Consider the following 19,342-nt stretch of genomic DNA (forward strand, 5'->3'; position numbering starts at 1 on the left):
CAAAAAAACTCCCGCATGTAGCGGGAGTCTTTTTTAACTTTCTATTCCATCTCTAACATGAGATCCCCTGCTTGTATTGCTTCTGCATTCTCCACGTGTATTTGTTCAATGACACCATCAAAAGGGGCTTGGACGGTCGTTTCCATCTTCATTGCTTCTGTAATAATGAGGTGATCTCCTCGCTTCACTTTATCTCCCTTTTCAACTAATACTTTTACAACGGTTCCTGGCATAGAAGCACCGATTTGCTTATCATCCGCTTTATCTGCCTTTTTCTTCACTGTTACTAAAGATTCTACATTTTCATCCTGAACAACGATATCTCTAGGTTGTCCATTCAATTCAAAATAAATGATACGAGTCGCATCTTTTTGAGCTTCACCAATAGAAATCAACTTAATGATTAATGTTTTACCTTGTTCAATTTCAATTTCAACTTCTTCTCCGAGCCTCAATCCATAAAAGAACGTAGCTGTGTCTAAAACAGATACATCTCCAAATTGATCAGTAAAAGCTTGGTAATCCAAGAAAACTTGTGGATATAGAGCATACGAGATCACGTCATGACTAGTAATTTGTCGACCTAACTTATGGTACAACTCTTCTTTTAATGCTTCCAAATCAACTGGTTCCATATTTTCTCCAGGTCGATGATCAATCGCTGTTTTGCCCTTCAATACGATTTTTTGTAACTTCTCTGGAAACCCTTGGTAAGGTTGACCGAGTAACCCTTGGAATAATTCAATAACAGAATCTGGGAAGTCTATCTGATCGCCTTTTTCATAAACAAGCTCTGGTGTTAGATCGTTTTGCACCATAAACAATGCCATATCACCTACAACTTTTGATGATGGAGTCACTTTCACAATATCCCCGAACATATCATTTACCGTGCGATACATCGTCTTCACGTCATCCCATCGATCACCTAATCCTACACCTTTCGCCTGTTGCTGTAAGTTACTATACTGTCCTCCAGGCATTTCATGGTGATAGATTTCAGAATGAGGTGCCATCATTCCACTTTCAAAGTCTTGATAATATTTCCTCGTATCTTCCCAGAAGTGGTTTAATTCTTCCGCTTTAATAATATTAATGTTAGGTTGTCGCTCATGACCACTCAAAGCATGGCACAACGAATTCATACTCGGTTGACTCGTTAAACCTGACATCGAACCAATTGCTGTATCAATAATATCAACACCCGCATCAATTGCTCGAGCATACGTGAACAGACCGTTACCACTCGTATCATGCGTATGAAGATGAATTGGAATAGTCACTTCTGCTTTTAATGCAGAAACCAATTCATACGCTGCTTGCGGTTTCAGTAATCCAGCCATATCTTTAATTCCTAAAATATGTGCCCCGGCCTGCTCCAGTTCCTTCGCTAATTTCACATAATAAGCTAAATCATATTTCGTTCGGGTTGGATCAAGAATATCTCCTGTATAACACATGCTAGCTTCAGCGATTTTACCTGATTTTCTTACTGCTTCAATGGCTGGACGCATTCCCTCTAACCAATTTAAACTGTCAAAAATACGGAATACATCAATGCCAGCTTCTGCCGACTTTTCAACAAACTCGTCAATTAAGTTATCTGGATAGTTTTTGTACCCTACCGCATTAGAAGCCCTTAATAACATTTGAAATAATACATTCGGAGCTTTTTTCCGTAAAACCAACAATCTTTCCCATGGATCTTCATGAAGGAAACGCATCGAAACATCAAAGGTTGCCCCACCCCACATCTCTAAAGAAAATAAATTCGGCAACAATTGGGCTGTAGGCTCTGCAATATGTTTCAAATCATTCGTTCTCATTCTAGTCGCAAGTAAAGATTGATGAGCATCGCGGAACGTTGTATCTGTTAGCAACACTTCTTTTTGAGATTTTACCCAATCAGCTAAACCTTCTGGACCTAATCGGTCAAGAAGTTGCTTTGTTCCTTCAGGTGAAGGTTGCTGCATCGATAGTTTCGGGGTTCTCCGATTTTCAAAAACAGGTTTTTTCTTTTTTCCAATACTAGGATAGCCATTAACAGTTGTTCGTCCAATAAATGACAACATTTTTGTTCCACGGTCTTTTCGTTTCGGAAAAACAAAAAGTTCCGGTGATTCATCAATAAATGATGTATTGTATGTTCCATTTAGAAATCGCTCGTGCATGACCACATTTTCTAAAAAAGCAATATTCGTTTTAATCCCTCTAATCCGAAATTCTTTTAAATTTCGGACCATTTTATGTGCTGCTTTATCAAATGACAATGCCCATGTAGATACTTTAACTAACAAAGAATCATAGTGCGGTGAAATAACAGCCCCTTGAAATCCATTTCCAGCATCTAAACGAACACCAAAACCGCCACCTGTTCGATAAGCCATAATTCTCCCTGTATCAGGCATGAAGTCATTTTGAGGATCTTCCGTTGTTACACGGGATTGAATTGCATACCCATGAGTGAAAATATCTTTCTGCTGCGGAATAGCAATATCGTCTCCGTGTAAATTTTTTCCATCAGCAATCATCAACTGAGAATGAACAATATCGATACCAGTAATCATTTCTGTAATCGTGTGTTCAACTTGAATTCGAGGGTTCACCTCAATGAAAAAGAATTCTTCTTCGTCTGTTACAAGAAATTCAACTGTTCCTGCGTTGATGTATCCAATATTATTCATTAAGTGTAACGCGGAGTTACATATGTCCTCTCTTGCTTTTTCAGATAGTGATACGCTAGGCGCTACTTCGACAACTTTTTGATGTCTTCTCTGTACGGAGCAGTCACGCTCATATAAATGAACGAGATTCCCGTGATGGTCGCCAAGGACCTGCACTTCAATATGTTTAGGGTTTTCTACAAATTTTTCCACATATACTTCGTCATTCCCAAAGGCTGACTTCGCTTCCGAGCGAGCTCGATCAAATGCTTCGCTCAAATCCTCTCTCGAACGAACGATTCGCATTCCACGACCTCCACCACCTAAGGAAGCTTTTATAATTATTGGAAACCCATGCTCATCTGAAAACTCAATGACTTCCTCTTCACTAGTTACTGGTCCGTCCGTTCCTGGAATAACAGGAATATTAGATTCAATTGCCGTTGTTCTCGCTTTCACTTTATCGCCAAACATGTTTAAGTGTTCAATCGATGGACCGATAAAAATAATCCCTTCTTCATCGCATCTGCGAGCGAACTCAATGTTCTCTGATAAAAATCCGTATCCTGGATGAATAGCATCGACGCCGTTTCGTTTTGCTACTTCAATAATGCTTTCAATATCCAAATAAGCATCAATTGGCTTTTTTCCTTCCCCAACTAAATAAGCTTCATCCGCTTTGTATCTGTGAAATGCACCTGTATCTTCTTTCGAATAAATGGCTACCGTACGAATATTTAACTCTGTGCATGCTCGAAAAATCCGAATCGCAATTTCACCACGATTTGCAACTAATACTTTACTTAATTTGTCTAAACGGTTCACTATACTTCCTCCTCATAACATCATGTTACTTACATTTGAAGATGAAAAATGAATGTTGTTCTCGTCGTTATGTAGGTGATCTCAGCAATCTTAATTCGTAATGTATATTCATCAGTCGCACTAGATCCCTTTATTTTTCTGATAATTGAAAGAACTTATTCATTATCTTATCACTTCCACTTTTCCTTTTCACCTTTTTTAAAAGGATGCAACGAGTAGAAAAGTCATACAAGATGTTTTTAAGGCTGATATATCAAAGGTTAAGTCTATTTGTGAAATATTTAACAAGTTTTTATTTAATGATGCATTATTAATTTATCAGCTGACTTTCAAATACTTCCCGAAAAAAATATGCACAAAAAGGATGCTAATTCGCGCCTTTGGAGAGTTGATTTTTTGAAAAAAAAGGTTACTAGTCACGTCCATTAGCAAACTGACCTCGCCCTTCATCTTTTCAATTATCTTGTCATTTAACCTGTCGCTATAACATACTAACTAAATAAAAACCAAGTGCACAGACTTCTGTGCACTTGGTTTTTATTTGTTATTTTCTATCCATTGATGCTTCATGGAGAGAAGAAAGTTCTTTTTCTAATTGACCTAACAATTTCTTTCCGTCTTCTTCATTTACAAGGTTTAATCGAATAGCAAAGTCAATTTCTCTTGATAAACCGAACATTTGTGTATCTAAAACCTCTTCATAAAGTGGACATTGAGGCATGGTTAGATTCGTCATCTGAACGTCGATAAGCTTCAAAATCTTTTCTGCATCTTCTTTAAGAAGGGCATATGCTTTTTCACTCTGTCCGGATAGGGTTTCAATTGACATGCGAATCCCTCCTGTTCATCTATAAATCATCCAGTAATTTGAAACATTCATTCCTTCTTTATATATTATCTGTTCTGCAGAAAAAATGCAACAGCTCCAGCTTGTTTACCCATCAAAAGATATTAAGGTCATATCTATGTGATAATGATTCAAGTAACTTCATTCCCGCTATGCTGTTTCCTTTCTCATCTAGAGAAGGACCATAAATTCCTATTCCTGGTCCATGAGGAACAGAAGCCATAATTGCTCCAGATACACCACTTTTAGAAGGAATCCCTACTTTAATAGCAAACTCCCCTGATGCGTTGTACATCCCACACGTCGTCATAAATGTTTTCATAATACGAGCAATATGCAGTGGGATAATTGATCGACCTGTCTCCACATGCCTACCTTCATTTCCTATTACATATGCTATTTTCGCTAAATCTTCACAGTTAACTTCGATTGCACACTGTTTTGTATACAGTTCCAGAAGTCGTTCAATATTTCCTGTCACAACATCATGCTGTTTTAAAAAATATGCAAGAGATCGGTTTAAATCAGCGGTGTTATATTCAGATATGGCAACTTGTTCATTAAAAGTAATGGATGAATTTCCAGTTAATTCATGAATAAAAGATAACAATCTTCCTAATTTTTCATCTACTGAATTGCCTTCAATCATATTAGTAACAGCTAATGCCCCTGCATTTATCATTGGGTTTAAAGGTTTAGAAGGACTGTGTGTCTCTAGTTTTATAATGGAGTTAAACGGGTCGCCAGTCGGTTCCATTCCAACTCTAGAAAATACACCATCCTCCCCTTTGTCCATTAATGCTAAAGCCAATGCTAATACTTTAGAAATACTTTGAAGTGTAAACGTCTTGAAAGTATCCCCTGCTGAAGCAACTGTGGACTCACCTTCATAGATTGAAAGTGATAATAAATCTCTATTAGCTGTACTCAAAGCTGGGATATAATTAGCTACTTTCCCATGTTTTGTATATTGAAGTGCTTCTTCTACCATTAAGTTTAGTGCTTCATAATCTCCACAAATATTCATAGGTAACCTCCGATAAGAAATGATCAATTGAAAGATGACAAACGCTTATTTCCCCTCTATACTGTAAGGGAAAGGAGCGTGAATGTAAACGATGTCATCTATGATTATTTCCATAAAAGGTCTTGTTAAACACACGATCACGTTAGACCCAGGCGCTTGGCTATTTGATGAACGTATTGTAGATTTAAATACATACTTTCTTGAAGAAAAAGAAAAAGGGTACGATCCTACATTAGAGCAGATGGGACGAGCTTGGGACAACCAACGACAAGTAAAAGCTAAAGTTCAAAAAAATGATAATGAAATCAAAGTGAGTAAAAAAGACTTAACCGAAAAATCACTTGGAATTTCATTTGAACCTTTTTTAACAAATGCCACCCCTTTACCTGAAGCCAAAACAGTAAGATTTATCCGAAGTGGGGAAGAAGATTTTGAATGTTCTCTAGAAGAGGCGAATAAAGCGATTATTGGATTCTCCTATAAAGGGAAAGCTTTAAAAGATACTGGTCCAATTCATTTTTATTACGCTGACGGTTCAAATCAACATCATCCAATCACTCACATCCATTCAATTATCGTAAGCTGATCATGACTCATTCGTATGAATAAATAGTGTTCGATTCATTTGTTATTGATTACCTTCCTAAGCATGTACAAAGATGCACCTACGTTTTACTTGAACGTAGGTGCTGTTTTTTCACAAGGCTCTGTTACCATAGTTGATTTTATAATGCCTCTCCTTCTAAAAATGAAGAGGAGAATATTAGAACTCTCTTGGTTTTATTGATATTGCTTATTACAATAAATCTGCTGCTAATTGAGCTAATCCAGAACGTTCCCCTTTTTCTAATTTAATATGTCCCGCCTCACTCAAATGCTTGAACCTCTCTGTTACATAAGTCAGTCCATTTGTATATTCGTCCAAATATGGGTGGTCGATTTGTTTTGGATCTCCCATAAGTACGATTTTACTCCCTTCCCCTACTCTAGTTAAAATTGTCTTCACTTCATGCTTCGTCAAATTTTGAGCTTCATCAATAATAATAAACTGATCTGGGATACTGCGACCTCTAATATACGTTAAAGCTTCTACTTGGATCGACGACATCCCTGCTAAAATTTGCTCTAACTCTCCTGATTTATTCGTATTAAATAAGAATTCTAAATTATCATAAATCGGTTGCATCCATGGGCGAAGTTTTTCATCCTTTTCGCCAGGTAAATAGCCAATATCTTTCCCCATTGGTACGACCGGACGGGCAACTAGCAGTTTTTTGTACCGATTTAAGTCTTCTGTTTGGTATAAGCCTGCTGCTAAAGATAGCAAAGTCTTCCCGGTCCCAGCTTTGCCTGCTAATGTGACTAGAGGAATATCTTCACGAGTCAATAATTCCAAGGCCATTTTTTGTTGCACGTTTCTAGGTTTAATCCCCCAAACAACATCATAATTGTTTAAAAATATTTGGAGATGTGTTTTTCTACTATTCATAAAGGCTAAAGCCGACCTTGTTCCGTTTGCACTATCTTTAAAAATGTAAAAGTGATTTGGAAAGCTGTGTTTAAGATCCACTTCTTCGGCCAAAAGATGTTTCTCGGAAAAAAGTTTATCCATTTTGTCAGGGTCAAGCCAAGTTTCTTCATACCCTTGATACATTCGGTCAAACTGTACAATTCGATCAGACAAAAAATCTTCTGAACGTAACCCTAAAGCATCAGCTTTTACTCGTAACAACGCATCCTTACTAACTAACACCACATCTTCGGCGCGTGGCTTTTCCAAACTTAAATTTAATGCAACGGATAAAATCCGATTGTCGTTTGTTGGTTCCATGAAATGTTTCTTCATTTGTTCAAATGAGCGATGATTCAACTCAACAACTAAACTCCCACCGTTTGGTAACTCCACCCCTTCATGGAGTCTCCCTTTACCTCTTAATTCATCCAATAAACGTGCAACTTCCCGGGCATTTCTCCCTATCTCGTCCATATATCGTTTTTTTGAATCAATTTCTTCTAAAACAACTGCCGGAATAATCACATTATTATCATCAAAAGAGTAAATTGCCAATGGGTCTTGTAATAATACATTTGTATCGAGAATGTAGGTTTTAGCCAAGTGATTCCCTCCCATTAATAGATATATTCCAACGACAACAAAAGGATGATAATATTTTATTCAACTTCGTATAATTGTGATTCTTGGACAAGAATATTGGATAGCTATCTTGATAACAAGGAATCGATCTTTTAACTATAAATCGTATATATAAGAACATTAGTTTAAAAAAACGATGCCAACATGAAATGTACATGCGGCATCGTATCGTTATTTTTTCATTGCATTCATTACTTGGGCATCTAATTTTTCTGCCGCTTCTTTGTCATATGTTTTTTCATACTTAGGTTCTGTTGTTATTCTTGCCCCATAAAACATCACATCTCGGACTTCCGTAACATTAATCTCTACTAAAGCTAATTTCAAAGGTACATCTTCGATTTTTTCTTCAAGTACTTTCGCTTCCCCAACAATCGCATAAGTGGACCCTGCTCCAATAACTGTTAGTGTTACAAGAGGTTGCTTTTTTAAATTTTCCACGATACGCGACCGGTTATCAACGGAAAATCTCACATGAGACTCATCAGTTGCGAAGACCCAAGAAATAGCATTCACATTCGTTCCACCTGTTTCATGGTCGACAGTTGCAATCGATACATAGCGTTCTTCTCTTAATAGTGGCAGGAGCTCTTCTGTTAATTCTGATTCAACTCGATTAGCCATGGTTACATTCGCCTCCTTTAACTTCCTTACAATCTTACTATACCTATATTTCGTGTATCTTAAAACCATTCTAACAAATTTTTATAGAAATAGTTACCACTTCGTCCTGGCTAAGATAAAATCGTTTCTTACGGTTGATATTTCCGTATATTATTGAAATCTTTCCCTAGAGCTTAAAATAATTTGAGTTGTCATGTTATACTATTTTTAGAACAAGGATAAATCCTTTTCAAAAAGAGAAAAACTTCTAATCGCATTCGGTTATGTAACGATAAAATGAATGCAAGTTAATATTTGAATCCGCTATGTAATGATTGATTAATTTAACTATCATATTAGAGAGGTGCGCTATGAGAGTAAAATGTGTCATCTGCGACGTTGTAGAATCTATAGATAACAATCTACCTCTCGCAAAAAAACTTCGAAACAGGCCAATTCACACGTATATGTGTCAAACATGTCATGAACGAATTGAAGAAAGAACAATGGAAAGAAAAAAAACTGGATTATTTACAGAAAATAAACCACAGGAAGAAACAGATGAATATATTTAATTTTTCGAACGACATTAGATAAACATAATCATTTCGTTAGCGTCTAAAAAACCCGTCCTTATCGCGATAAGGACGGGTTTTTTCACTTGTTATATTAGTCGTTATTGTTTACGTTTAAAGAGGGACTATCTTCTGAAGCTTGTTCTTGTTTGTGACGTCGCAACTGCAATTTATATACGCCTAAAACAAGTGCAGCAATAAACAAAGATTCTATAATTGGTAATGTTAAAGCCAATAACGTGATAAACATATTTCCGAAAAACATAACCCCATAAATGACGACGTTTTTTAAAATGGGAAGTTTTCTAGCAAACCCTAAATTAAATACTAAAATACTCAAAGCATTGATAATGATATACATAATCCAAAACGCAACGACAAAATTACTAGGGTCTTGCGCTCCTAGCCATTGAGCAATCGGGGCCATATTAGGTGAAGGCGTTCCAGTGGTAGCGGATAAAATCATAGTTGTCACTCCTAAAGTTTCTTAAATAAGATGGTTTCTTCTTTTTAATCGTATACTCGCATTGATTATAGCACACGATAAGGTTTATGTTAAAATAGAACTCAAGGATGACGTTATTTTCATTAACACGTTCCTAAACACTAGTCAGCAAGGAGGATTATGATATATGAGATCGTTTGATATTCAACTTTTCATTTTTGCTATTCTTGGTACGATCGGTATGATCGGTATTGGAATTTCCTTTGCACAAACAAGCCTAATCATGTTCTTAGGGTTTCTTACCTTAAGTCTTGGTTCCGTCGCTGCAGGATTTAATCGCAAAAAGCAGCAGCAACAAGTTAATTAACTAGAGTAAGGATTAACGACATTTTATTTAAAAATCAAAGAGATTCCAAGACACTAACTTGGAATCTCTTTTTATTATTTTTTAATCCTCATTACTTTTCACCGTGAATAACCTCAATTACCTCATCATAAACACCTGGGTTAGCTGCTATTAATGTATCTTTCTCTAGAAAGTTTAAAGGGTCTCCGTTATAATTCGTTGCCGTCCCTCCAACCTCTTGGAGCAATGCAAATCCTCCTGCAATGTCCCAAGGAGCGAGATTAAAGCTTATATAAGCATCTAATCGACCGCAAGCGACATACGCCATCTCCAATGCTGCTACGCCGTAGGAACGGACTCCTCGTGAAGATTCCACGAGTTTTTCTAATCGTCTATCTTTAAGCATCCAACCTGCGTTAAAACTTAATATTGCTTCGTTAAGAGAATTTCTTGCTAACTTTGGTAATCGTTGCCCATTTACCATTGCTCCCTGTCCTTTTATTGAAGAAAATAATTCATCGCCCATCACATCAAAAACGATACCAATAATCGGCTCTCCCTCAAGATAAATACCGATGGAAATAGCAAAATTACTTTCTTGATGAACAAAATTTACTGTTCCATCAATTGGGTCCAATATCCACACAATCCCTTCAAGATCATTAATTAATTCAAATGATCCCTCTTCTCCCATCAGTCTGTGCGTTGGATAAGTTTCAGCAACTTTATCAAGAAAAAACTTTTCGACGTTTTTATCCACATCTGTCACTAAATCGTGTTGATGCGCCTTTGTAGAAATGGAAAAGGAACTTTCCATCATTTTTTTTATGTATTGACCAGCTTCACGAGTCCATTCTTCTGCCTGACCTTTTATTTGTTCGAAGTTAAGTTCTTGAGAATTTAGCATTTTGTCATCTCCTCAGTTCAGCGATAAACGTAATCTAAGATATACCATAAATACGTACTCGCCTGCAAATATGACCAATTGAATAATTAGTAATTATATTTTGGCTGTTTTCTAGAAAATTGTTTCTAAAAAAAAATGTCCTAACATGAATCAGTTAAATGGACCACTTTCCACTTGGTCTCAGTCTCGAGAAACCATCCCTTAAAAATCTTCAGTCGTAGCTTTTCCCTAAGTCGCCGCCTTTCACACCTTCGAGAAATATCATTCTATACGAATACAGCTACTATTTTTTACATCCTAAAGAAAATATATATTTAAAATCGTTTAAAAACTATTAAAAGCAAAAAAAGTGAACCCTATGGCAAAGGTTCACTAAAATAATTTATGCTTCTAATCGAAGCCACTCGCTTCTTAATATATCTAGTTTTGCTTTGCAGTCCATAATTTGTTCTTGTTCATTGGCTTCAATTGCATCGAATAAGGTTTGAAGTTCGTAGTCAATCTCCAGTTTTAAGACTGGGATACGCTTCTCTCCATCTCTTCTTTTCAGTGTTTGAATAACTTTCTCCATTAATCGCACCCCTCTTCTTTGGTTTCAAACAAATTTTCCTGAGCTGACCAACAAACTTCTTTGTGTTTAAATTAATGTTAACACTACATTATGATATTTATCGGAATTTTGCAACTATTTTGTGTTGGTAATTTTATAATTCCACAATTCTCATATTTTCAAACCTAATTGAGAAAATAAATTCATATTTCTTTTTTTAATATAAATGGTTTGATAAAATAGGAAAGAGAACAGAAGGGAGTGCGTACACGTATGAGTTTTACAGGTTTCACTTCAAAGGATTTTGATGTATTTGACGTTGATGGATTAGATGAGCGAATGGAGGTTTTAAAAAAAACTGTTCGTCCTAAGTTAGAATCTTTAGGAGAACATTTCTCTAATTATTTATCAGAAAAAACAGGGGAAGAGATGTATTATCATGTCGCAAAACACGCTCGTCGCAAAGTAAACCCTCCGGATGATACTTGGGTGGCATTTGCAAACAGTAAACGCGGATATAAAAAATTACCCCATTTTCAAATCGGTCTTTGGGGAAGTCATGTTTTCGTATGGTTTGCTGTTATTTATGAATCACCAGTGAAAGAAGATTTAGGACAAGTCTTTTTGGAACAAATCGACGATATTCAAAAACAAGTACCACCTTCTTTTTATTGGTCTGTCGATCATACTAAACCAGAATCAATTCCACATAATAATATTTCTAAAGAAAAGTTAGAAGAAATGTTTCAACGATTATCTTCTATTAAAAAGGCAGAATTACTTTGTGGAATACGTTTAGAACCAGAAGATGAAGCTGTAAAAAATGGAGATATATTTGTTAAAAAAGTGGAACAAGCTTTTGATACGTTAATGCCAATGTATCGTTCTTCCATGAACATATATGAACAAAAAGTGTAACGGAAAACGTATTTTTAATATTAAAATAAAGAAGTAGCACCTATAAAAAAGGCGCTACTTCTTTTGTTACATTTTAATAATTATTCCAGTATCAGATTCTCTCGCTTTTTTAACGACATGATAAGGAGATTGATCTGTTTGACTTTGATAATCTTTAAAATGCTGTTTTTCTTCTGATTTGGAAGGTACCACTTTTTTAAATTTTTGATAGATTGACAGTAATTTATCTCGGTCTACCCCTTTTCCATAAGTTTGATCAATTGCTTCATAAAAATGAACAACATCAATAATCTCATCTTTCGACCAGTCAATCGACATTGGAATCGTAACATCATTTTTCATTTTTAGTTAACCCCCTTACACTATAATTTCTTTCTTTGGTCGCCCCTTTCTGTTATACTACATTTTGTTTATTATGTGAAATCAACATGAAACAAATATCGTTAATTTATTATTTGAGGTGAATGTATTGTCATATAAAGAACGCCAAATGAGAACCCCGTTATTTAACGGGCTGCTTAAACATACTCAATCATCCCCTGTTCAATTTCATATCCCAGGACATAAACATGGAGAAGGTATGGATCCTGAGTTCAAACAATTCATAGGCCCTAACGCTTTATCCATTGACTTAATCAATATTGCTCCTCTCGATGATTTACATCATCCACATGGAATGATTAAAGAAGCGCAAGATTTAGCGGCAGAAGCATTTGGTGCTGACCACACATTTTTTTCTGTTCAAGGAACTAGTGGAGCGATCATGACAATGATTATGTCTGTGTGTGGACCTGGTGAAAAGATTCTTGTTCCGAGAAACGTTCATAAATCAATTATGTCTGCGATTATTTTTGCAGGTGCAACACCTATTTTTATCCATCCAGAGTTAGATGAAGAATTAGGTATTTCACATGGAATCACTACAGATTCTGTAGAGAGAGCGTTGAGAACACACCCAGACGCAAAAGGTCTAGTCGTTATCAATCCTACTTACTTCGGTATTTCAGCTAACTTGGAAGATATCGTGCGCATCTCACATTCCTATGATATACCTGTGCTCGTTGATGAGGCACACGGTGTTCATATACATTTTAACGAAAATTTACCCCCTTCAGCCATGCAAGCTGGTGCTGATATGGCTGCTACAAGCGTGCATAAGCTCGGTGGATCATTAACACAAAGTTCTGTCCTAAATTTACAAGGTGATCGTGTTTCTTATTTAAGGGTCCAAAGCATCATTAGTATGTTAACGACTACATCTACATCATACATCTTATTAGCTTCTCTTGATACCGCCAGACGTCATTTAGCCATGGAAGGTCATGATCAACTCGAAGACGTCATAAAGCTTGCTGATGATACGAGAAAGAAAATAAACAGCATTCCAGGAATTACATGTCCCGGTAAGGAAATACTAGATGAGAAAGCTATATTTGATTTAGATCCAACGAAATTAATTATCTCGATAAAAGAACTGAATATTTCTGGTTATGAAGTAGAAAAATGGCTAAGAAACCATGCAAATATTGAGGTAGAACTGTCTGATTTATACAATATTCTCTGCATAGTAACTATGGGTGATTCGAGAGAGACGATGGATAAGCTAATTAAAGGGTTATCCGATTTATCTGAAGTGTTTTATTATTTACGAGAGGAACAGTTATCAACGATTCGTGTACAAGTTCCAAACATTCCCATTTTAGCAATGTCTCCTAGAGAAGCTTTCTATGCTGAGACGGAAGTGATTAAACTTGACCAATCAGCTGGAAGAATCAGCGCAGAGTTTATTATGATTTATCCTCCAGGAATCCCTATCTTTATTCCTGGTGAAATCATTGAGCAAGAAAACTTAGATTATATTTTTAAAAACATGGCAGCAGGTCTTCCTGTTCAAGGTCCAGAAGATCATACTCTAACTCGTATTCGAGTTATTCGAGAAAGAAAAGCCATCATTTAACTTTGTTTTTTTAAAGTAGCTTCCATCAACAATCACTATCACAAATAAAAAAGCGCTACTCCATAGAGAAAATCATGGGTTAGCGCTTTTTTATAGGTTTCTCGCATGACGGCAAGCATTCTTCGACTTTTTGTGTACCTGTAATCAATATGTCGATCTTCTATGTCTTATCTAAGGTGAAATCCATTTTAATATTGGTTCTCTAACATCGTTGTTGGTAATGCTGATTTAAAAAACTCTGACAAAGCATCTGCATCTTTGTCAATTTTTACATTGAATAACTTCCTTAAATAATCTGTGTCATCCAAATCTTCTCTACTCAATAAAAGAGACCTTCCCGACTGCATACATGTAATAAGCGGCTTCCCAAAAAACAAGTTCGTGTAAACGATCCCGAAATCATACCTTGAATGTTCCGTTGTTATTCCAATAAACTGCACATTCACACGTTCTGTCTCATCATAAAGTCTCTCATACAGCTCCATCAGCATAACCTCCTTTCGATCATTAGTTAATTATACAAAAATTCTGTCAATTTAGCAAGCTCTAATTAGAGCTTGCTAGAATGCTGATCTTTTTGTCTCAATAAAATGAACAAGCTCTTCTGCAAAAATCATGTCTTGTTTCGTAAACTGATAATCACTATCTATAAGACGTAAACTAATGATATAAACAAGCGATTTATTTTCATATACAGGTAAGAATAACACTTGATTTTGCTCTTTCCTTACATAACTAATGGAGCGTAAGCGATTAGCAAAAAGAAATCCTAATCCAAACTGTTCTTGTTCTTTGGTTAACCCTCTGATACCTAAAGCGTACTTCAAAGTATATTTCCCATGAAGATAAGAGTGTATTGTTAACGATACTTTCTTTTTACTGATTGCATGTATAGTTTTTAGCACTCGAACGATAAAGTCATCCCTATTTTCGGCATAATCGTAAGCCAATCCTACCTCTAATCTAAGCTCATCAAGAAAATCAGATTTTTTCATTTCTACACCACCATATCTAAGATGTCTCTGCCCTTTTTTACTTATTTGAGTCATTCTATCATATATTTTAAGAAAAAAATGTCGTGTTTTGTCTAATCCATTAAATTTTCATCAATCTGTTAAAATGACAATGCTCTCGTTCATAAAATATCCAAAATCTGCTTTCTATCTAATCAAATGAGGATGATTGCCTTTATTAGATGCCGCAATACACCAAATAAACGCAGAAAAAATAACTTCTGCGTTTACTCAAGGATCGACATATAGCATTACTTCTACAATAACTGGTTAAGACCTTTTGTTATTACTTTATAACATACAAAATTACTTAATCAAATTAGGATCGACGATTTCATAGCCTTTTTCCCGCAGTCCTTCAACAATTCCCTCAAGTGCATCTTTTGTAAATTCTCTATCATGCATTAAAAGATTCGCACCATTTCCTAAAGCTGGCGCCTCAACCATGATTTCTTCTAATGCTTCTTTTTCCATATAACCGGCTTCCCAATCATATCCATAACTCCAGTTCATCCATTGCATGCCTTCATCTTCCATAAGCTCCTTCGAATAGTCTGTATTGACACCAAACGGGGCTCGAAAAAATCGTGGCCTCTCTCCTATAATTTCTTCTATAAGATCGTTTAAATGAACAATTTCTTCATATTGCTCTTCTTCACTTATGTTTGAAAGATTTGGATGTGTCATCGTATGATTCCCAATTTCAAAACCTAGCTCATGAATTTCTTTCAACTGCTCTTGTCCTTCTTCTGACTGAATAAAGTGACCATTAACAAAAAAGATAGCACCCGCATCTAAGTCTTTTAAAATTTGCGCCATTTCTGGGCCATAATTATCAGGTGCATCATCAATCGTCAGAAGAACAATCTCTTCATCTGCATCATCAATTGGTCTAATTGCAATATTGCTATCGATCTCATAAAGAGGTTCTTGATCTTCTAATGCTGTCTCCTCATTTTCCATGTTGCTATTTTCATTATTCTCATTAATAGATTCGTTGTTTTGATTTTCTTGATTGTTATCATTAGTCTCGTTTATGTCCTCATTTAGATTTTCATTAGAGTTTAAATTGTTCTCTTCATTCTCATCTGTTAATTCTTCGTTCATCTCTGGTTCATTTCCATTTTCAATAGTGTTATCCTCGTCGTTACCACACCCACTTAAAAAAATGGTTAACGCTAAAGGTACACTGAAGTATTTTGCTATTCTCATGCCTATCCCTCTTTCACTGATCAATTTATTCACCTTCAAACTTTACCATATATGAGGAAAAATTTATATCATTCTTCTAGCCCACTTGTTGATTAAAAATCAGACTAAAGACCTTATATTTTTTATTGGTCTCCATATTTAGTATGATAGTTACCTATCTTTCTTAACAAATATCGTGTATTTACGACATTTTTCGGGGATTATATACATGTTCTCCTATAGAATACTTGACCTTATGATATTTTTAGGTAAAATAAACAATGTTGCTCATTTTTGTTCGGCGTATTACTGACGAGTAGTTAACCATCTAATTTTGTAATTTTTAACGCATTTTATTTTCTACTACTTAATCTGGGATGAGAATACCCAACGCCTAATTATAAAAATTATAATTTATTTCCATTCGAAAGGTGGATGATCATGTGAAAAAACTCACGCCTGTTTTTATGATTTCATTAGTCATTGCATTAGCTTTTATTATTTGGGGAGTGATCGCTCCCAATAATTTAGAATCTGTCACTGGATCCATTCAAGGCCTTATTACAGATCAGTTTGGTTGGTTCTATCTGTTAGCTGCAACTGGATTTTTGTCATTCGCGATATACCTTATTTTTAGTCCATTAGGACGTATTAAATTAGGGGAAGATGACGAAGAGCCTGAATATAACTACTTAACGTGGTTTTCTTTCTTATTTACAGCTGGAATGGGAATTGGTTTAGTTTTCTGGGGTGTTGCTGAACCAATGTATCATTTTTTCGATCCTTCTCCTGCAGCAAATGTTGAAGGTGGGTCTATAGAGGCTGCTGGAGCTGCCTTAAGATATTCCTTCTTTCACTGGGGACTTCATCCATGGGCTATTTATTCTGTTGTAGCTCTGACGTTAGCTTATTTTAAATTTAGAAAAGGTTCTCCTGGTGTCGTTAGCGCCGCATTTGAACCATTACTTGGTGATAGAGTAAACGGTGGAGTCGGAACAGCAATCAACGTCATCGTTGTGTTCGCAACCATTTTTGGTGTAGCGACTTCCCTTGGTTTTGGTACTGCGCAAATCGGAGGCGGCTTATCTGACGTTTTCGGTGTAGCAAATACACCAACGCTACAAATCATTATCATTTTAGTCGTTACCGTTTTGTATATGATTTCTTCTCAAACAGGACTAAACGTTGGGATTCGAATTTTAAGTAAAGTGAATATATACCTAGCAGTTATTTTAATGTTATTTTTACTATTTTCCGGTCCAACAAACTTTATTATGAACTCATTTACACAAACGTTTGGAAGTTACGCTCAAAACTTAGTATCTATGAGTTTTCAGCTTGATACTTTCAATTTAGAGTCAAATTGGGTTGAAGATTGGACAATCTTTTATTGGGCTTGGTGGCTTGCATGGGCGCCATTTGTAGGTACATTTATTGCGCGTGTTTCAAGGGGACGAACAATCCGCGAATTTATCATCGGTGTCATTGCCGTACCAACAATATTTGGAGCTTTATGGTTTTCCGTATTCGGTGGTACCGCAATTAATTTACAATATATTCAGAATGTCGATGTTATTGGCGTCATGGATTCAGAAGGGATGGAAACAGCCTTATTCTTTGTTTTACAGCAATTTAATTTCGGTTGGATCATGTCGATCATTGCGATTCTTTTGATTGCATCATTCTTCATCACATCAGCAGACTCCGCTACATTCGTTTTAGGAATGCAAACGACAAATGGCAGTCTTAACCCTCCAAATAACGTTAAGTTTATCTGGGGGATCATACAATCCGCTACAGCGGCAGTTCTTCTCTGGTCAGGTGGATTAGAAGCACTGCAAACAGCAGCGATCATCGCTGCATTTCCATTTGTGATCATTATGATTTTCATGATTATTAGTCTAATGATATCTCTTAAAAAAGAAAAAATACCGCCAAGAAAATAATATAACAAAAACTCCTCCATAAATTTTATATGGAGGAGTTTTTATTTGCCTTTTAATTAACCAATTATTATTACCACTCTTATTACAGACTAGTTCCTGTTTGCTTATCTAACTTTTTTGATAACCTCTGATAATATTTTCATAAATTTGTTAAATTGTGAAACTTTTCTGTCTTTCCCTTCGTCTAATAGTAATAGAGAGGTTAAATCATTATCCCTCGAAAGTTATCATTTTTTTCAACTTTGTATTATTACATAAACCTTTCCATCTTTCACAGTAGTTATCAATTAGGTAACAGTTTGATTACGAGTCTCTTTTAATCATGAAGTGATGGTACGATAAGATTATTGATATGAATTAGAGAAGATTTTGGTCATAGAAGGGAGTGAGCATGAATGAATCGTATATGTATTCTTATATTTATGTCTTCATGCCTCTATTTAACAAGTTGTGACTCACAAGCAATCATAGGTAGTTATCCATTTTTAGAGGAAAGTGAGAGCGAAAAATCCATCGTTACAATTCTGTTTTCGGACGAGCATAATCATAGACAAGAACATAATTATTACGATGCTTTAATTGAAGCGCAGCAAACCCATCCAAATAAGCTTTCCAATGTAAATATTGTATCCGCATCAGAAACAGAACTTATAGATTATTATGAAGTAGAGGATTTTCCAACATTACTTTTGGTAGAAGACTTAGATGTCAAACTCCGTATTGAAGGAGTTCAAGATCTTTCTTTTATTTCTAGTAAGTTAGAAATTGCTTTAGAGGAGAAGTTTGACGCTGCTTCATAGCTAAGGTTTATTAAGAAAACCTTGCTTATTGCCAAGTCCTGACGAAAGCCTTCGTATTTTTTCCTTTAGTTTATTGACAGAGTTAGACTTTCTTCATTATAAAAAGAAACCCTTTTTTGTACTTTATATACTATTCTAACTTAAAAAGACTGTTGAGATTTTTCTCAACAGTCTTTTATAATTTAGAGTCGAAGTTGCTGTTTGTAACCTATTTTCTATATGCAAAGCTTCAACCCTCTTTTTTACACTGAAATACTTGTTTTTTTCGTTTATTCAACCTCAATCTAATATACTATACTCCCTGCCATAAGTAACTGAAAGTCACTATCTATCTCGCTCACTGCCTTTCACCGTCGACGCTCTCTCGCTTCGGTCACTATACGCACCTTTTACTTCCCGATAACGCGACTGGGAGCTGCTGAAAGTCGCTATCTATCTCGCTTACTTCCTTTCATCGTCGATCCTCTCTCGCTTCGGTCACTATAACTACCCTTTACTTCCCGAAAACGAGGCTACATGCAACTAAAAGGCCTATACAACTCGCTCACTGCCTTTCACCGTCGATCCTCTCTCG

19 protein-coding genes are annotated in these 19,342 nt (G+C 35.8%); 7 read left to right on the forward strand and 12 right to left on the reverse strand.

Annotated elements, in window-relative coordinates:
* Window positions 1–41: 41 nt before the first annotated feature.
* From pyc to glsA, 3 genes are all read right to left on the reverse strand, one after another.
* Complete coding sequence (pyc, locus tag QDN89_RS05640; RefSeq protein ID WP_280769119.1) at window positions 42–3,488, reverse strand: pyruvate carboxylase; 3,447 nt, start codon at window positions 3,486–3,488, stop codon at window positions 42–44.
* A 544-nt stretch (window positions 3,489–4,032) separates the two neighbouring features.
* Entirely contained in the window at window positions 4,033–4,317 is a 285-nt protein-coding gene (locus tag QDN89_RS05645; RefSeq protein WP_280769120.1) for an Fpa/YlaN family protein, read from the reverse strand.
* A gap of 112 nt (window positions 4,318–4,429) precedes the next feature.
* A complete protein-coding gene (gene glsA / locus QDN89_RS05650) occupies window positions 4,430–5,362 on the reverse strand; it encodes a glutaminase A (RefSeq protein WP_280769121.1) in 933 nt (310 codons plus the stop codon).
* Between the two features lie 91 nt (window positions 5,363–5,453).
* Here glsA and QDN89_RS05655 point away from each other — a divergent pair, with 91 nt between their 5' ends.
* Complete coding sequence (locus QDN89_RS05655; protein ID WP_280769122.1) at window positions 5,454–5,948, forward strand: peptidyl-prolyl cis-trans isomerase; 495 nt, start codon at window positions 5,454–5,456, stop codon at window positions 5,946–5,948.
* Window positions 5,949–6,158: 210 nt separating this feature from the next.
* Here the strand turns inward: QDN89_RS05655 and QDN89_RS05660 are convergent, their stop codons facing one another.
* On the reverse strand, window positions 6,159–7,493 hold the full coding sequence (locus QDN89_RS05660; protein WP_280769123.1) for a PhoH family protein: 1,335 nt from the start codon (window positions 7,491–7,493) through the stop codon (window positions 6,159–6,161).
* Between the two features lie 195 nt (window positions 7,494–7,688).
* Window positions 7,689–8,141, reverse strand: coding sequence for a pyridoxamine 5'-phosphate oxidase family protein (locus tag QDN89_RS05665; protein ID WP_280769124.1), 453 nt, complete (start codon window positions 8,139–8,141; stop codon window positions 7,689–7,691).
* 350 nt (window positions 8,142–8,491) lie between these two features.
* Between QDN89_RS05665 and QDN89_RS05670 the strand changes: the two genes are divergently transcribed.
* Window positions 8,492–8,695, forward strand: coding sequence for a YlaI family protein (locus tag QDN89_RS05670; RefSeq protein WP_280769125.1), 204 nt, complete (start codon window positions 8,492–8,494; stop codon window positions 8,693–8,695).
* A gap of 94 nt (window positions 8,696–8,789) precedes the next feature.
* On the opposite strand, the gene QDN89_RS05675 is transcribed toward QDN89_RS05670, so the two are convergent.
* Window positions 8,790–9,161, reverse strand: coding sequence for a YlaH-like family protein (locus tag QDN89_RS05675; RefSeq protein WP_280769126.1), 372 nt, complete (start codon window positions 9,159–9,161; stop codon window positions 8,790–8,792).
* A gap of 166 nt (window positions 9,162–9,327) precedes the next feature.
* On the opposite strand from QDN89_RS05675, the gene QDN89_RS05680 reads away from it, so the two are divergent.
* Window positions 9,328–9,507: a DUF5325 family protein gene (locus QDN89_RS05680; protein WP_280769127.1), complete on the forward strand. Its 180-nt coding sequence runs from the start codon at window positions 9,328–9,330 to the stop codon at window positions 9,505–9,507.
* Window positions 9,508–9,598: 91 nt separating this feature from the next.
* Here QDN89_RS05680 and QDN89_RS05685 read toward each other — a convergent pair whose 3' ends face one another.
* A complete protein-coding gene (locus QDN89_RS05685; RefSeq protein ID WP_280769128.1) occupies window positions 9,599–10,393 on the reverse strand; it encodes an inositol monophosphatase family protein in 795 nt (264 codons plus the stop codon).
* 382 nt (window positions 10,394–10,775) lie between these two features.
* A complete protein-coding gene (locus QDN89_RS05690) occupies window positions 10,776–10,964 on the reverse strand; it encodes a hypothetical protein (RefSeq protein WP_280769129.1) in 189 nt (62 codons plus the stop codon).
* A 252-nt stretch (window positions 10,965–11,216) separates the two neighbouring features.
* On the opposite strand from QDN89_RS05690, the gene QDN89_RS05695 reads away from it, so the two are divergent.
* Complete coding sequence (locus QDN89_RS05695; RefSeq protein WP_280769130.1) at window positions 11,217–11,861, forward strand: YktB family protein; 645 nt, start codon at window positions 11,217–11,219, stop codon at window positions 11,859–11,861.
* A gap of 66 nt (window positions 11,862–11,927) precedes the next feature.
* Here QDN89_RS05695 and QDN89_RS05700 read toward each other — a convergent pair whose 3' ends face one another.
* A complete protein-coding gene (locus QDN89_RS05700) occupies window positions 11,928–12,203 on the reverse strand; it encodes a UPF0223 family protein (RefSeq protein WP_280769131.1) in 276 nt (91 codons plus the stop codon).
* A gap of 148 nt (window positions 12,204–12,351) precedes the next feature.
* Here QDN89_RS05700 and QDN89_RS05705 point away from each other — a divergent pair, with 148 nt between their 5' ends.
* On the forward strand, window positions 12,352–13,818 hold the full coding sequence (locus QDN89_RS05705; RefSeq protein ID WP_280769371.1) for an aminotransferase class I/II-fold pyridoxal phosphate-dependent enzyme: 1,467 nt from the start codon (window positions 12,352–12,354) through the stop codon (window positions 13,816–13,818).
* Window positions 13,819–14,006: 188 nt separating this feature from the next.
* Here the strand turns inward: QDN89_RS05705 and QDN89_RS05710 are convergent, their stop codons facing one another.
* From QDN89_RS05710 to QDN89_RS05720, 3 genes are all read right to left on the reverse strand, one after another.
* Complete coding sequence (locus QDN89_RS05710; protein ID WP_280769132.1) at window positions 14,007–14,303, reverse strand: DUF3055 domain-containing protein; 297 nt, start codon at window positions 14,301–14,303, stop codon at window positions 14,007–14,009.
* 75 nt (window positions 14,304–14,378) lie between these two features.
* Window positions 14,379–14,813: a hypothetical protein gene (locus QDN89_RS05715; RefSeq protein ID WP_280769133.1), complete on the reverse strand. Its 435-nt coding sequence runs from the start codon at window positions 14,811–14,813 to the stop codon at window positions 14,379–14,381.
* 324 nt (window positions 14,814–15,137) lie between these two features.
* Entirely contained in the window at window positions 15,138–16,043 is a 906-nt protein-coding gene (locus QDN89_RS05720; protein ID WP_280769134.1) for a polysaccharide deacetylase family protein, read from the reverse strand.
* A 422-nt stretch (window positions 16,044–16,465) separates the two neighbouring features.
* On the opposite strand from QDN89_RS05720, the gene QDN89_RS05725 reads away from it, so the two are divergent.
* Together QDN89_RS05725 and QDN89_RS05730 are read left to right on the forward strand one after the other, a co-directional pair.
* Window positions 16,466–17,968, forward strand: coding sequence for a glycine betaine uptake BCCT transporter (locus tag QDN89_RS05725; RefSeq protein ID WP_280769135.1), 1,503 nt, complete (start codon window positions 16,466–16,468; stop codon window positions 17,966–17,968).
* A 395-nt stretch (window positions 17,969–18,363) separates the two neighbouring features.
* Window positions 18,364–18,768, forward strand: a complete 405-nt coding sequence (locus tag QDN89_RS05730; RefSeq protein ID WP_280769136.1) for a hypothetical protein — start codon at window positions 18,364–18,366, stop codon at window positions 18,766–18,768.
* The last annotated feature ends 574 nt before the right edge of the window (window positions 18,769–19,342 follow it).

The sequence above is a fragment of the Salipaludibacillus daqingensis genome (genome assembly GCF_029891575.1).
In the GTDB taxonomy this organism is placed as follows: Bacteria; Bacillota; Bacilli; order Bacillales; family Salisediminibacteriaceae; genus Salipaludibacillus; species Salipaludibacillus daqingensis.

Coding starts and splice junctions, on each gene's coding strand:
- glsA (WP_280769121.1), bottom strand. CDS start 5,362: ATGAATATTTGTGGAGATTATGAAGCACTAAACTTAATGGTAGAAGAA.
- QDN89_RS05675 (WP_280769126.1), bottom strand. CDS start 9,161: ATGATTTTATCCGCTACCACTGGAACGCCTTCACCTAATATGGCCCCG.
- QDN89_RS05690 (WP_280769129.1), bottom strand. CDS start 10,964: ATGGAGAAAGTTATTCAAACACTGAAAAGAAGAGATGGAGAGAAGCGT.
- QDN89_RS05645 (WP_280769120.1), bottom strand. CDS start 4,317: ATGTCAATTGAAACCCTATCCGGACAGAGTGAAAAAGCATATGCCCTT.
- QDN89_RS05685 (WP_280769128.1), bottom strand. CDS start 10,393: ATGCTAAATTCTCAAGAACTTAACTTCGAACAAATAAAAGGTCAGGCA.
- QDN89_RS05695 (WP_280769130.1), top strand. CDS start 11,217: ATGAGTTTTACAGGTTTCACTTCAAAGGATTTTGATGTATTTGACGTT.
- QDN89_RS05660 (WP_280769123.1), bottom strand. CDS start 7,493: ATGGGAGGGAATCACTTGGCTAAAACCTACATTCTCGATACAAATGTA.
- QDN89_RS05655 (WP_280769122.1), top strand. CDS start 5,454: ATGTCATCTATGATTATTTCCATAAAAGGTCTTGTTAAACACACGATC.
- QDN89_RS05700 (WP_280769131.1), bottom strand. CDS start 12,203: ATGAAAAATGATGTTACGATTCCAATGTCGATTGACTGGTCGAAAGAT.
- QDN89_RS05680 (WP_280769127.1), top strand. CDS start 9,328: ATGAGATCGTTTGATATTCAACTTTTCATTTTTGCTATTCTTGGTACG.
- QDN89_RS05715 (WP_280769133.1), bottom strand. CDS start 14,813: ATGAAAAAATCTGATTTTCTTGATGAGCTTAGATTAGAGGTAGGATTG.
- QDN89_RS05665 (WP_280769124.1), bottom strand. CDS start 8,141: ATGGCTAATCGAGTTGAATCAGAATTAACAGAAGAGCTCCTGCCACTA.
- QDN89_RS05710 (WP_280769132.1), bottom strand. CDS start 14,303: ATGGAGCTGTATGAGAGACTTTATGATGAGACAGAACGTGTGAATGTG.
- QDN89_RS05670 (WP_280769125.1), top strand. CDS start 8,492: ATGAGAGTAAAATGTGTCATCTGCGACGTTGTAGAATCTATAGATAAC.
- QDN89_RS05720 (WP_280769134.1), bottom strand. CDS start 16,043: ATGAGAATAGCAAAATACTTCAGTGTACCTTTAGCGTTAACCATTTTT.
- QDN89_RS05705 (WP_280769371.1), top strand. CDS start 12,352: ATGAGAACCCCGTTATTTAACGGGCTGCTTAAACATACTCAATCATCC.
- QDN89_RS05730 (WP_280769136.1), top strand. CDS start 18,364: ATGAATCGTATATGTATTCTTATATTTATGTCTTCATGCCTCTATTTA.